At 62.3% G+C, this 14,753-nt stretch carries 9 protein-coding genes; 3 read left to right on the top strand and 6 right to left on the bottom strand.

Translation table 11 applies throughout. The features are described 5' to 3' along the window. The first annotated feature begins 68 nt into the window (after positions 1-68). The 3 genes from DN745_RS03050 (at position 69) to DN745_RS03040 (ending at position 6,530) form a co-directional block, all read left to right on the top strand. On the top strand, positions 69-3,668 hold the full coding sequence (locus DN745_RS03050) for a peptidoglycan DD-metalloendopeptidase family protein (RefSeq protein ID WP_111332056.1): 3,600 nt from the start codon (positions 69-71) through the stop codon (positions 3,666-3,668). 124 nt (positions 3,669-3,792) lie between these two features. Next, positions 3,793-5,625 carry a carboxypeptidase regulatory-like domain-containing protein gene (locus DN745_RS03045; RefSeq protein WP_162687417.1) on the top strand — a complete coding sequence of 611 codons (1,833 nt, stop codon included), beginning with the start codon at positions 3,793-3,795 and terminating at the stop codon, positions 5,623-5,625. A gap of 41 nt (positions 5,626-5,666) precedes the next feature. Beyond that, a complete protein-coding gene (locus DN745_RS03040) occupies positions 5,667-6,530 on the top strand; it encodes a hypothetical protein (RefSeq protein WP_111332052.1) in 864 nt (287 codons plus the stop codon). Positions 6,531-6,672: 142 nt separating this feature from the next. Here the strand turns inward: DN745_RS03040 and DN745_RS03035 are convergent, their stop codons facing one another. The 6 genes from DN745_RS03035 to pilM all read right to left on the bottom strand — a co-directional run bounded on the left by DN745_RS03035 (position 6,673) and on the right by pilM (position 14,008). Next, positions 6,673-7,389 (bottom strand): hypothetical protein, encoded by a 717-nt coding sequence (locus DN745_RS03035; RefSeq protein ID WP_133621729.1) that lies wholly within the window; start codon positions 7,387-7,389, stop codon positions 6,673-6,675. 179 nt (positions 7,390-7,568) lie between these two features. Next, positions 7,569-10,613, bottom strand: coding sequence for a type IV pilus secretin PilQ (locus DN745_RS03030; protein WP_162687416.1), 3,045 nt, complete (start codon positions 10,611-10,613; stop codon positions 7,569-7,571). Positions 10,614-10,789: 176 nt separating this feature from the next. Then, positions 10,790-11,536, bottom strand: a complete 747-nt coding sequence (locus DN745_RS03025) for a pilus assembly protein PilP (RefSeq protein WP_162687415.1) — start codon at positions 11,534-11,536, stop codon at positions 10,790-10,792. Between the two features lie 86 nt (positions 11,537-11,622). Next, on the bottom strand, positions 11,623-12,222 hold the full coding sequence (locus DN745_RS03020; protein ID WP_111332045.1) for a type IV pilus inner membrane component PilO: 600 nt from the start codon (positions 12,220-12,222) through the stop codon (positions 11,623-11,625). Between the two features lie 77 nt (positions 12,223-12,299). Beyond that, positions 12,300-12,950, bottom strand: a complete 651-nt coding sequence (locus DN745_RS03015; RefSeq protein ID WP_111332043.1) for a PilN domain-containing protein — start codon at positions 12,948-12,950, stop codon at positions 12,300-12,302. Then, on the bottom strand, positions 12,947-14,008 hold the full coding sequence (gene pilM, locus DN745_RS03010; protein WP_111332041.1) for a type IV pilus assembly protein PilM: 1,062 nt from the start codon (positions 14,006-14,008) through the stop codon (positions 12,947-12,949). Before pilM ends, DN745_RS03015 begins: the two co-directional genes overlap by 4 nt. Between the last annotated feature and the right edge of the window lie 745 nt (positions 14,009-14,753).

The following is a 14,753-nucleotide window of genomic DNA, read 5'->3' as shown; positions in this document are numbered from 1 at the left end:
AAGAGATTAATTAATACTCCTGACCTCGATGGCTACTCGGCTAGAACCCACTAGAACGGTCTAATTCTATGAAGATGCCCAGAGTTTTTAATATAGTCGCCCTGACTCTTGCGCTCACGCTATTCGGCTTCGCGATGGCCTCCCCCGCCGAGGCGGTGAAATTGCGCCGACCCTATACCGAAGGCTACGTATTCAACTACGGCTTCGACAATAACTACGGATCCGCGGGGTGTACCGATTATAACTGCGGTGGCCATTGCTATGATGGCCACGGCGGCACCGACTTCGCGATGCCGGTTGGGACCAACCTGCTGGCGGGCGAAGACGGGACCGTCACGGCGGTCAACAACAGTTGCGGTGACTATGGAAGTTACGGCAACACCTGCGGTGGCCGCTGCGGAAATTACGTTAAAATCACGCATGATGACGGGCAATTCTCGATGTATTGCCATATGAAGCGCAACTCCCTGACCGTCTCGGTGGGCCAGCGGGTTAGCTGCGGGCAAAAAGTCGGCCAGTCGGCGAGTTCGGGCAGCTCCACCGGACCGCATCTTCACGTGCAGTGGCAGAGCGGCTCGGGCTTTCGCGACACCTTTCGCGGCTCCTGCACCAACTCCTCGGGCGTCTGGCGCCAGCAAAACGGCTACCGCGAGCCGGTTGGCACGTCCTGCGGCTGCGAGCCCAGCACCGAAGTATGCGACGGCAAAGACAATAACTGCGACGGCGAGGTCGACGAAGGCGACGTTTGTGAAGACGAGTTCCTGGCGCAGTCGCCCAACCGCTACGCCCCGGCGAGCACCACGGATATCAACGGAGACGGCCTCCAAGACGTGTGCGGGCGCGGCCCCGACGGCTGGACCTGCTACCTGTCGACCGGAAATGGCTGGGGCGACAAGATCGCCTCGGGCCAAATGACCGATGGCGGCGGCTGGGGCAGCCGCCGCTACTATGCCACCATTCGCACCGGGGACGTCGACGGTGACGGACTCGCCGACGTCTGCGGGCGCCACTCCACCAAGGGCTATCAGTGCTGGCGCTCCACCGGCGATGGCTTCGAGCACTACGCCAACGCCCCGGGGTATACCAACGCCGAGGGTTGGACCGATCCGGGCTACTACACCACCTTCCGCCTCACCGATATCAACGGCGACGGCAAAGACGACGTCTGCGCGCGCGGCCCCGATGGCTGGAGCTGTCAGCTCTCGACCGGCACCGGCTTTGGCGAGACCGTCGCGGGCCCGGCCTGGACCGACGCAAGTGGCTACAACCGCGCCTGGTATTACGGCACCATTCGCACCGGCGATATCAACGGCGACGGCAAGCAGGACGTGTGCATCCGCCGGGCCGCCGGCTTCGATTGCTATACCTCCACCGGAACGTCCTTTGAGCGCTTTAAGCTGGTCGAGGACTTCTCCAACGACGGTGGCTGGAAGGACATGAAGTACTGGAGCACGCTGAGCCTCTTCGACTATAACGGCGACGGAAAAGACGACGTATGTGCGCGATTCTTCAGTGGATTTCGCTGCATGAAGGCGACCGCCACCGGGTTCGCTGCCCCAGAAGAGGTGCTCGCCACCAGCGCAGAGCTCGACCTGGACGCGCTTGAGCATTTCGCGACGTTCCGCGCGGGCGACATCAACGGCGACGGCGCCGAGAACGTCTGCGTGCGTGGCGTCGAGGGCGTCGACTGCTTTAGCCCCGGCACCCCAAAGATTACGGGGCCGCGGTGGAAAGACTCGTCGGGTTGGTCGCGCGCGCGCTATTATTCGACCCTGACGGTCACCGATATCGACCCGGACCGCCGCCGCGATATCTGCGCGCGCGCCTCGGCGGGCTGGATGTGCCGACGCACCACCGATGATGGCTTCGCGTCGGTGGCCGCCCTTGACGCGTTTAGCAACGCGAATGGCTGGGATGCGGAGAAGTACTATAGCACCATGCGCATGGGCTCGGGCACGTGCAGAGCCGAGCTCTGCAACGGCTTCGACGATGATTGCGACGGCAAGATTGACGAGGGTTCCCCTACGCGAATGGGGCATGTCCCGCCGGCCATCGCGGCGAAATTCGTCGACTCGACGGTCCCCGAGAACGCCGATATCGGCACCGAGGTTGAAGCCGTTGTCCGCTTCGAGAATATGGGGCGCGACACCTGGAGCGCAGGAGAAATCGCGCTGCAAGCCGTCGGGGACACCTCGGACGCGCTCGACGCGTTGCGCCCGGCCAGCGGCTGGCAGGACGCGACGACGCCGGCCGTCCTCGGCGAGACGGTCGCTCCGGGCGAAATCGCCACGCTCACCTTTATGATGCGCGTCCCGGCGGACGCGGCGACCTTCGACGAAGTCCTCTTCGTGCTCAACGCCAATGACAAACCGATCGCGTGTCCCTCCCCGAGCGCGACGGTTGGCATGGGCGTCACGACGCCCGAGGAAGAAGATCCAAACGACCATAATAACACGCCCGGCGGCGACGCCGGCCCTGATAACCCCGATGGCGGCATGGCGGAGAACGACGTGACAGACTCCGACCGCGACTCCACGCTTTATAGCGCGTCGAGCAGTTCCTGCGCGTGCTCCAGCACCGACAACCCGCCCTCGCCTCTTTCGACCGCCTTGTGGCCCGGAGTATTGATGATGAGTTTGTTCTGGATGCGCCGCCGAAAGGCGTCCGCCGATAAATTGCAAAAAACGCGCCTTACGATGATGGCCGTGCTGCTGGTCATGCCCCTCGCGGGCGCGGGACTGATGGGTTGCGATTCGCCCGCCACCTCGACCGAAGGCGAAGCGGTGCCGGCGCAGAATAAGTCGGCCAAGGCCCTCGACTATGTCCCGGCCCCGCACGCCGACCAGATGCCCGCGAGCGCGCCCGTCGAGGAGCCGAAGCTCGACTTCACGTCCACCCGCCTGCTCGCCGTCTACCGGGGGTGGGAGCTGCGGGGGCAACCGCTGCCCCTGCTTCCTCAATCCGACCAGCCGCCGAGCATGATCGCGGAGCTGAGCTTCGAGGCGAAGGTGGTGGATTGGCCGCTTGGCGCCGCGCCGCTCACCAACGCGGTCTTCATCCCCAGCGCCGACGGCGAGCCCGTGAGCGTCGCCGTGCGCACCCCGGACGCGCGCCTTCTGCTGGTCACCCTCGATGAGAAGAATAAGCAGAACCCGGGCGAGGTCGAGCTCGACCGCGACGTGGGCTTTAGCATCGCGGTGGCCGAGAACGGCTGCTGCCTGGCGTATATGCGCGGCGCCCTGGCCGACCAATCCAAGCTCAATATCCTGACGCTCGCCGACGATAATTTGCGCGAGATCCAACTTCTTACCCAGAACGCCTGGTCCCCCGCCATCTCACCCGACGGCCGCCAGGTTATCTATACCGCGCCGACCGAAACCGGCGACCCGGCCATCTACCAGGTCGATGTCGCGCGCAGCGAGGCGAACACGCCCACCGCCGGCCGCCTGGTGGCCGAGCGACTCGAGGTCTTCCCGGCCGGCCCGAATCCTCCCTTCTGGACCGCCCAGGGCATCGCATTTGCCTCCGAGCGCGGCTCCTACCGGATGGACGCAAACGGAAACATCTTCGAAGGCGCGCCGCACGCGCAGGGACTTATCCTCGACCTTGAAAGCGGCGCGATGCTCGACAGCTTCGGGCGACCTCTGCGGCTGGCCCCGATGAAGTAACGCCGGCGCGACCCGCAAATTTGGGGGGTTGCAGGTATCGCGTCTTCAACTATAGTCTCTCTTTCAAACGAACTATCTGCGCATGAATACTGACCGCTTAAATACACACGACTCGAGGCTGACAATGCTGATTGAACACGACGTCGTACAAGCTCCTCTCAGGTATTTTCTGGCGGCCGCCGTGGCGCTGCTGTGCGTCATGACGCTCGGCCTGGGGAGCGCCCAGGCTGGCGAACTCAGCGGAACCTTTACCGACGCCGCGACCGGCCACCCCATCGAAGGCGCCTCGGTGCGCGTCATGGGGACCCACGAAACCGCGAAGACCGACGCCCACGGGCGCTACGCCTTCGAGCTGCCCGACGGCGTATATGAGTTGGCGATCCGGGCGGAAGTCGGCGACGCGGTCTACGAGTCGCGCATGGTGCGCCAATATGTGCCCCAGATTCTCGAGGCGCGCCCCTATGTCTACACCGACTGGTTCCTCAACCAGGGCATCGACCCGCAGAAGCACGCCCCGGGCATGCCGAGCTTCAGCGGCGAGGGGCCGGAGGGCGGCCCCGAGACCGTCGATCTGCGCGACCTCTTCGGCAGCGGCGAGCCAAACCCGCTCTATTATACCATTCCCAGCGACCAACCTGCGACGATCCGCGTGGGCCGCCGCCGCGAATCCACCGGCAGCGGCGGCTGCAGCGACAGCGTTAACCCGATCGTCGCCATCGAATCGATGAGCCTGGACGAATACGTCAAAGGCGTGCTGCCCCCGGAGATTGGCGTCTTCCAAAATATCCCGGGCGCGTCAGAGGTCTATAAAGCCTTCGCCATCGCCGCCAAGAGTTACGCGCTGTATTTCGTGCTGCGCTATGGACCGGGCAACCGACGCAGCCTGGGGCGCTCCGTCCCGCCGAATAACTACACCTGGTTTCATATCGACGACACCGCCTGCAACCAGCGCTACACCAGCCAGCGCCTCACCATCACGACCAACGCCGCCAACGCCGTCGCCAACAAGATCATGGCGAAGCGAAGCGACCCCAACTCCCTGGATAAATACGAGTACGCGGCCAGCTGCGGCAAGCACGGCACGCGCCCCGAGCACCAGACCGCCCTGGTTTCTGACCGCCCCCCGGTCAGCTCCTGCGTGGGAAGTTGGTGCGGCCACAATAGCTGCGCCGGCCACGAGACCAACACGGCCGTCAGCGGGAGCAACCGCTGCCTGGTGCGCGGCATCTGCCAGTGGGGCGCGGCGTCCTGGGGCGAAGCTGGGAAGTCCTACACCTGGCTGCTCAGCCACTACCAACCCAACCTCGCCTTGCGCAATATCGGCCAAACCGGACCGGCCACCGTGGCCCTGTCGGGCTACGCCTACACCGACGCCGGCGACATCGCCGGAAGCGGCGTGGCCGGGGTGACAATCAGCCTGAGTGACGGGCAGACCACCTCCACCGACGCCCAGGGAAGCTACCTCTTCGACGCGGTTCGCGAAGACCTCGGCAGCGTCGAAATCACGACCACAAAATCAGGCTACGACACCGCCACCCGAACCAAGGACTTAGAGCCCGGGGTCACCAATTGGGGCAGCATTCAGATCAGCGTGAGCACCAATACCCCACCCGACCCGGATCCCGACCCTGATCCCGCCGACGTGGGTACCCCCGACACCGGAAGCCCTGTGGATGCGGGCGCTGACGCGGCCCAGCCCGGGGACGCCGATAGCCAGGCCGATACTTCGCCCCCCGACACCCAAACCAATGACGTCGGCACCAGCACCGAGCAGGACCTGCAGGACCCGCACAAGGCCGAGTTTGGCCCGCTGGTCCAGCCCTCCTCGGGCTCCTATGACTCGGGCGGATGTGGCGGGTGTGCCGCGACTTCCGGCGCGAACCCTTCGCTTCCCGGCGGGCTTCTTGCCGCATGGATGAGCATCAGTTGGATTTTCTTTCGCCGTCGAAGATCATGATTTGACCTTCGTATCAATGACCTAAATAAGTGGTAGTAAATATGAAAACCATTGCTGTAAGCGCCGCCCTATCGTTCCTCGTGCTGGCATCCACCTCCGCATTCGCCAGTGACAACGCCGATACCGAGCCGTCCATCGATGGTTTGCATATTTACTCAGCCTTCGGGCTCCGAGCGATCCCGCTGGGGGCCAAGCTCGACCTGAACGCAGGGTATCGCCTGGGCCTGTCGGACTCCGACTCCGTGCTGCTCAAGGACACCTATATCGAGGCCGGGGTCACCACCATCTCAAGCCCCTCAAGCTTCTGGGGCGGCGCCTATATTGAAGCCCTGCCGGTGGCGGTGCTCAAGCTGCGCGCGACCGCGCAGTCGATGACCCACTTCGGCACCTTCGGCTACCTGCACCTGCCCACCGACCCCGACCAATCCGACTGGAGCCTCGACGCCCTGGATAAACCGATCTCCTCGGGCACCCCGGGCCAGGGATACGTGCTCGAGGGCGCCGCCACGCTGCAGGCGAAGTTCGGCAATTTCGTCGCCATGGTGCCGGCCAAATATAGCTATGTCTCGATGGACGTGGACCGGGCGTATTACGAGACGAACTTCGACTTCCTTTTGGAGCCCACCGACCAGGTCTGGCAAATCGAGCCGACCCTGGGCTATGTCTTCGTCATGAAGGAGCATGACTCGTGGGTGCTCACCGGGTTCCGCTGGCAGCACGCAGAGACGGTCAAGAGCGCGCTGAGCCGCGACATGCCGACCCTGCTGGGCATGTGGAAGCTGCCGGGCAAACCCACCGGCGCCGAGATGAAATTGGTCGGGCTGGGCGGCTATTGGCTCAACCACACTAACCGGGAAGACACCCTCTATTTTGCCGCGCAACTCGCGGCGGATTGGCGTTTCTAAGCGCCGCGTTGAGCCGGTTAAAGGGCCGGCTTACCCCCCGACACCCGCGCTAGCAGACATGAGAAAGGCCCCGCAAAATAACTTTTGCGGGGCCTTCGTCTTAAGAGCAAGCCGGCTTGTTTGAAGCAGCCGCTGCTACCCTTTATTCATTCGGCAGACACGGGGGCGTCGTGTTGAACTCGGCCGGGTTACAGTCTTTGCACAGGTTGACCGGATATTGGAAAATATTCGACTCGACGATCTCGCCGCCGAAGGTCTCGCCCTCGATCTGGATCTCGGCGATCAGCGGGATGATGGCGTCGCCGGTGCCCGCCGGCAGCCCGGAGGCCGCGATCGCGGCGTCATAAAAAGCCTTCGCGTTGTTGAAATCACGCAGGCTGACCAGCTCGAACGGGGCGATCGCGCCGCCCTTTCCGCTCTGCAGGACCGCCGAGAAGACCGCTGACTTGGCCAGATATTGGTCGGCAAGTTCGGCGCCCGCGAAATTATTGAGCGACGCGGGGTAGCGAATGGTCGCCTTGGTGACACGAATCGAGTTCTGGTCCTGCGCCAGCCCCGGGAAGGTCTCGCCGCCCGACGACGCCTGGTTGCTCGCCTCGAGCAGGTTGATAATCTCGGCGTTGAAGCTCAGCGGCATCGGCGTGGACAGGTTGAGGTCCGCGGCCTGGAAATACATCTCGACGGAGCCCGGCTTGGCCGAGGCCATATCGCAGCGCAGCTCCCCGGTGTCCTCGTTGACCTCGCCCTGATAGACAACGCTGCCGGCCAGCGACATGCTCACGTCCTGCTCCACGCACCCGGTGAGTCCCACCAGAGCCAGCGAACCCGCCAGTAGAGCTATCTTTGTATATTGAGTCATTTTCATCTTCTTCTCCTCGACGGCTCGATTATCGCATCGGCACGAGTTGATTATCTTAGATACGGCACTTCCGATTAACATTCGACAAATCAGGCGCTCTTCTCATTGGGCCTAAGTCTCGGGCCCGAGTCAACCGCTGGGCACCGATTCGGTGCCCGGCGGCCAGAGCGCGTTGCGCTTTAGTCCATATCGACTGACCCGCCGGCACGATTGCTTCCGAGCGACTCCTGGCGATTGACGATGCGCGGGGTGATGAAGATCAACAACTCCGTGCGTCGCTCGCTGGTCGAGGTTGATTTGAAGAGCGCGCCGAGGATCGGAATCTTGTGCAAGAAGGGGACCGCCGACAGGCTTGAACCAGAGTTTCGGGTGTAGATACCGCCGATCACGGTGGTGTCACCATCTTTGATAAGCAGCTCGGTCTCGGCTTGCTTACGGATGATCGTGGGGTCACCACGGGCGCCGGTGTTCTGGAAGTCGGGCTCGTTTTTGGAGGCCGAAATCTTGAGCTGGACGTTGCCGTCGGGCGTGACGTGCGGGGTCACGGTGAGCTCCAGGGTCGCGTCGACGAAGACGGTCTGGACGCCGGCCGCGCTGACCACGCTGATCGGAATCGAGGTGCCCTGTGAGATGGTCGCCTCGGTATTATCCATGGTCAGGATGCGCGGGGCGCTCACGATTTTGGCGTGGCCCGAGGCCTCCATGGCCGACAGGCGCAGGTTCAGGTTCACGGCGCCGCCGACGCTGCCCATGGTCAGACCAATCGCACCACCGGAGCCGGTACCGGCCGGGGCGGGCAAGTTGACCGCGAAGTTCGGGTTCGACGAGGTGCCAGTAGCGTTGGTCTCGCCGTCGGTTGCGCCACCCGCGACGCCCAGGACGCTCGGGAAGATAAGCCCGGTCGGGTTACCGTTTCCTTGAGAGAACGAGAAGTCACCGCCCCACTGGATGCCCAACTGACGGGTGAAGGTGTCGTTGGTCTCGACGATGCGGGCCTCGATGAGCACCTGCGGAACCTGCGAGTCGAGGCTCTCAACCAGGGCACGAATCGGGGTCAGGTTGGCGGCCAGGTCCTTGATGATAAGGGTGTTGGTACGCGCGTCGACGGTGACCGAGCCGCGCGGGCTCAGCAGTCCCTGGACCTGCGGCTGCATCTCGCTGGCCGCGGCGTAGTTGACCGGCATCAAAAAGACCTCGAGCGGCTCGAGCTGCTGGGCGCTGGCGCGCGCCTCGGCGCGGGCTTTTTGCTCTGCCAAGAGCGTGGCCTGCGGGGCGACGCGGATGACGTTGCCGCGCACCTCGAAGCCAAGCCCCTGGGAGTTCAGCACGGTCAAAAAGACCTGGTCGAGCGGCACGCTGCGCAGGCGCATCGTCACGCTGCCCTTGACGCCGTCGCCCGAGATGATGTTGACGCCGCCCTCTTTGGCCAGCAGGCGCAGCACGTTCTGGATGTCGGCCGAGCGAAGGTCAATGGTCAGGCGCTTGCGCTTCATGCCCGGGACGGTGCTGACCTTGGACGGGTCGGCGACGGTGCGCGGGTAATTCGGCGGGGCCGAGGTGAAGCTGGTGCCCTGGGTGGACGGGCGAGCTTGGCCGCCGGGGTGTACCGTGTTCTGCGGGGCGTTCTGCGCGAGCTCCTCGGTCATCTCCGGAGCGAATTCCCAGACCACCTGGTTGCCATCCTGACGGATGATCTCGGAGGTCTTGCCGCCCAGCTCAGCTTCGACGCGCACGTTTCCTTCGCGGTCGGTATAGCTGGAGAGCAGGCGCACCGCGCCGCTCTGCGCGTCGCTAGACAGCGTGCGCTCAAGGGCGTCGGGCAGCGACACGTTATTGAGAATCATGACCGCGCGGCTGTCCTTGGACGGAAGCGTCTCGAAGGAAGAGGACGCGCGGTTGAGCTCGACGATGATGCGCGAGCGGCCGTTGACCGTCTCGAGGCGGATATCGCGAACCGAGTTCGCTTCCTGGGCGTTGAGCGCCACGGCGCGGGCGGCCGGCAGGTTCTCGCGGCTGCGAATCGCCTCGAGCTCCTGGCGGCGCTCGGCGAGCTGGGACTCGGTATCGGCGAGCTGGCGCTGGGCGGCCTGGCGCTCGCTGGCGAGCTCGGCCAGGCGGGTCTGCTCGGCCTGACGCTTGGTCTCAAGCGCGGCCATGCGCTGCTGCTCGCCCTTGAGCTGCTGGCGCAACTTCTGCAGGCTTGCGAGCTCCTGCGCGTTTTTCTTGCGCGCTGCCTCGAGGCTCTCGTTGCCTTTGGCCACTTCTTTTTGGCGCGCGCGGGTCTGCTGCAATTCGGCGCGAAGTCGCGTGATTTCGGACTCGCGCTGATTCACGAGCGCCTGGATCTCGGCGACGCGCTGGTTGGCTTTATCGGCCTGGGTGCGCGCAGCCTGCAATTCGGAGCGCTGCGTCTTCAGCCTGTTATTAAGCTGGTCGCGGGTCTTCTCGAACTCGGCCAATTCGCTGCGCACCGACTCGTTGCCCTGGGCAAGCGAGGCGCGCAATTTGTCGATCTGGGTTTCCAGCTCGCGCTGGCGATTCTGCGCCGCCTCGAGCTTGGCGATCTGCGTGTCGACCTTCTGGGCCGAGCGCTGGGCGTCGGCGGCCATCTTGGCCAGACGCGCCTTGACCTGGTCTTTTTCGTGGGCGACCGAGTCGAGCTCGCTGCGCGCGGAACCCAGCGCGTTGCTGAGCTCTGCGGCGCGCTTGAGCGCGGCCTGGCGCTCGGCCTCGAGCTGCTTGGTGCGCTGCTGAACCTGCGCCAGATTACGCGGCGCCTGCTGGCGCTTGGCGCCGTCGACGAACACCACAATATCGTTGCCATCGGCCTTGACGTCATAATGCGCGGCCTCGTCGAACCCGATAATCAGACGGGTGATGGGGCGGGCATTCTCATCGACGCCGACCAGGGCGACCTTGGAGATGACGCCGTTTGACACGTTCTGGGTCGCCGCCGAAGCGCTGTCGCCCGAGGCGGGCTCCCAGCCGGAGACGTCCACAAAGAGTCGCAGCGGGTTGGTGAGCTTGAAGACCGAGAAGGTCGGCTCACCGGTGCCGCGCAGGCGAATATACGTGCCGTCGTCGGCCTCTCTGACCTGCAGCGCACCCGAGGATTTCACGCTCGTGGCGGCGCTGCCCTGCGCAAAGGCGGTGGTCGGGGTCAACACCGAGCCACCGAATCCGGCGAGGGTGCAAAGACAGAGGGCGGATAAAGTGCGTCTCATGGCGTGACTCCTGCCGCTCAATGAGCTGACAACCCGGCTATTAGGGCGCGTGGGCTTCAGCGGGGAACTGTTCTTTTGGTTCATCAGCTTCATCGTATTATTAGCTCCGGCTCGAAGCGTTTCCAGTGAATTCAGCGCCGTGGTGTCGGCGTTAACATCTTTATTCCTATCAACTTTCATGGACGTCCCTGCCCCGCAGCTCCCATGGAGTCTGCATCTTGCGGGGCGGCGTCGGCCCCGGAGTTCAACGACTCCTGGAGCACGCGCCGGCCTTGCTCGCTCTCGAGCAGTCGGCGCAGCGCCTCGCGCTCTTCATCGCTGAGCGACTCGTCATCGTCCTCGCGCAATTGATCGCTGGTGAGTTTGATGGTGCTCAAGCGGGTTTCGCTGTCGAGCCCCTCGGAGACCTCGCGAATTTCGACCTCGTTGTCGCGGATATCGCTGACGATCCCGCCGCTGAGTCCAATGCGGTCACCCTTCTTAACAACATGCCCGAAGCCGACCGGGTCCAAAAACATCGCCTTGGGCACCGCGACCGAGCTGATGATCGCCACCAGGTTGAGCTGGCCGAGCGAGTATTGCTCCAGGGGATCTTTGGGGCGCACTTCGCCGCGGGCGACGTTGCGCGTGGGGCGAACCACGTCCATCTCGGGCAGAAACGGGTTGCGCCGGATCTGGTCGGGATAAGCGGGGCGCTCGTATTCCTCTTTGACCGGCGCGTCGAGCTGGGCCTCGGGGGCGGCGGGCGGCGGTTTCACCGCCGGCGCCTGGGCCTGCTGGGAGTCCCCGGACTGGGTGTCGCCACCATCTAACCCAAGAAACCCGCAGCCGCCGGCGCCCAGGCTCAAGATCACCAGGAGCACGAGCAGCCTGCTGGCTGAGTCGAGAGGGGACGTGCGTCTTTTATTTTGCGTGCAATCCATTGACTTACGATCCATTGGCGTTCAATCCATTCGCTTGGGACTCACCGGCGCGACACCATGTCGGCCAGGCCGAATACTCACGGCAATTACTTCTTCTTGGCTGCGCCGGCGTCCGGGGCGGAATTCATCTGAAAGGTGGTGGCCTGAGCGCTCACGACCAGATTTCCATTCTCATTGATTCCGGATTTTTCGCGCTTAATGTCCAGATTCTTCACGTTCACGATACGCGTCATCCGGCCAACATAATAAAAGAAGTTGGCCAACTCATCGTAGGTTCCCACCAACTGCATCTTCACGGGAATCTCGATATAATAGCTCTGGGTCTGGTGCTCCATGGGCTCAAAGGTGCGGATGTCCAACCCGGCGGTGTTGGCCTGGTTGTAAATGCGCTGAAGCAGGCTGGGAATCTCGGCCGACTCAGGCAATTTCTCGCGGGCAATCAGCAATTCCTGCTCAAGCGACGCGATCTTGGCCTGGATCCTCGCCTTCTTCTCTTTGAGGCGAGCGAGGTCCTGCTTTTTGTGCTTGAGTTCCTGGAGCTGACTCTGGTTCGACTTGAGATCGGACTGCATCGGTTCATAGGCTAAGAACCAGAAAGCCGCCCCCAACGCCACCATCGTCAGGATCAACAGGATGACCCGTTGAGCCAGGGGGATTTGATTAAATTTATCAATAATGTCGTTCATGAGTTCTTAGTCCCATCTATGCTTGGGTCGGCGCACCCAGAGTAAAGCCGTTAGCGCGAAGAATAAGGGGCGCCGCGTTAGGAGCCCGATTTTCCGTCATCCTCAGCGGATTCATCCTGGTATGACAGCGTGCCGGTGATGCTAAAATCGACCAGGTCAACGCTGTCTTTGGTGGCCGAGACGGCCTTGACAAAATTGAGCCGAATATTGCTGAAATAACGCGCGCTGGTGAGCCGCTCGAGGTACTCGGCGACGTCATCGGCGTTGAGCGCCTTGCCGGTCATATTAAAGGTCCCGTCGGCCTCGCCCCAGCTCTCGACCCACAGTCGGCGGGTATCCCACTCGACATTCCAATTCATGCGGGCGCGTGCGTGGCGCTCGGCCTCGTTGCGCGGCGGGCTTAAGACGGCCTGCAATTCGTCGAGCACGCGCACCGGACCGGTGCGCTTCTCCTCGAGCTCCTTGAGGATATCGACCTGCTTTTGCTGCTCGACCTGCTTGGCTTCGAGCACCTTGGCGCTCTCAAGCTCCTTCTCGGCGGCGGCGACGTCACGCTGGTTGACGGCGACTTCCTTCTTGAGGTCGTCGACCTGGCTGCTGAGGTCCATATAGACCACAGCCATCAGCGCGCATTGAAGCAGCAGCAACCCGACGAACACGACCATCTGGGTGCGCCCTTCGGAGCGGCGGCGTGCCTTCTTTATGGGCAATAGGTTTACGCGAATCATCGTTCATTGCTCCTGCGCAAGGCCAAGCCGACCGAAACGGCGGCGATGGGCGCCCATTCCTGGATCTTATCCGGGGAGAATTGGCGCTCATCATAACTAATATTGCGAAAAGGATTGGCGACCTCGGCCGGAATTCCACTGATGCGCGAAATCGTGCGAATCAACGAGGGAATGGCGGCGGTGCCTCCGGAGGCTACGATCCGATCGATGCGATTATTGGCGGCGGTGGCGGTGTAGAAGTCCAGCGATCGCTGGATTTCGTGGGCCATGTCCTCGGCTTTGTCCTGAATAATGGACTCCACCTCATGCGGCAGCACCTGGTCGGCGCCGCCCCCGGGCGCGCCGCCGCGCTTATACATCTCGGCTTCTTGATAGGTGATATTGAGCTGCTTCTGGATCTCTTCGGTGATGTCGCTGCCACCGATCGACAGATCGCGGGTGAACACGCTCATCGCGTCGCTCACCACGTTCATCGAGACCACCGAGTTACCGATGTCGAGCAGCACCACCGTCTCGCCCTCGTGGTAGCCGTAGTTGACCTCGTACATATTCTGCATGCAGAACACGTCGACATCGACGACCACCGGCTTGAGCCCGGCCTCGTGGCAGGCGGAGGTATAATCGTTGATCATCTCCTTTTTGGCCGCCACGAGCACCACATCCATCTGGCCCTGATCGGTGCGCGGTGTGAGCACCTCGAAGCCGATATAGACGTCCTGGATATCAAAGGGAATATACTGCTCGGCCTCCCATTGGATGGACTCTTCGAGCTCCTCCTGGGTCATCAGCGGCAGCGTGATCTTTTTGATAATAACGGTATTGCCCGACACGCTCAGCGCCACTTCCTTCTGGCGCACCTTATTGCGTCCGAGCAATTGAACGATCGCGTCCGTCACGACCGTCGAGTTCATTAATGCGCCGTCGACGATCGTCTCCGGAGGCAGAGTGATATGGTCAAAAGCCTGCAGTTGCAGTCCTTTCTTGGCCTCTTTGAGGACACAGAGTTTGACCGCACTCGACCCGATATCGAGACCAATGCAATTTCGTCCCTTCGCCATGCGTACGATCCTCTAAGCTGCGGGAATTCTAAGTTTCGATGCAAATCTTCTGTCCGCATCGTGCCACGCGTCTCGAACCACTGTCAACAATTATAAAACGATCGATTGTATCAAGAGATTCGGGCAGTTAGCTGAAAAAATACGGAGGTCATTTTGCGTCGCAGGCCCGTCAATTTATGCCTGCCAGCGATGCAATGCCTCCAAGTTCGTTCTCTTTATACACCCGTTTGATAAAATACGAAATTTTTTTATCTGCAATTTTGATATTCCCCTTCCCCCCTTGCGGTTTCGCCGGGTGCGAGCCGCTGGGCGCCCGGGCGGGGGGATTAAAAAAATCTTACCTTGCCGGGATTATTCAGGCCACCCCGCGGTGTTGCCAAGAAACCTGGGGGCATCGCTGGGACGTTTGGCGCGGGCTCGCGGCCCGTTTTCGGCCGGTGAGTTGTTCCACAGAAAATGGTGTTTTAATTTACAGTCGCTGCTCACGCGCTGGCACAAGATCGCCGCGGCGAAGAAGTGGGGTTGCGCTACTTCGCCATATAACTTAAAAGATGCGCGTTTCAGCATAGACTCAGAATGGCTTTTGCCGCGTGCGCTGTCGAAACAACCTCTCAATTTGGCGGTTCTTTCGGCTTCGGGTAACACGACGCCTCCGCAAAAAGCGGCCACAATTATAGACAGTGAGTAGTTCGTGCCCGGGTTTAACCTAAGATAACGACCGCGCCTGCCGTCTACGACGGCATGC

The sequence above is a fragment of the Bradymonas sediminis genome, from assembly GCF_003258315.1.
Taxonomy (GTDB): Bacteria; Myxococcota_A; Bradymonadia; order Bradymonadales; family Bradymonadaceae; genus Bradymonas; species Bradymonas sediminis.
This window is presented reverse-complemented; position numbering and strand designations above follow the sequence as displayed.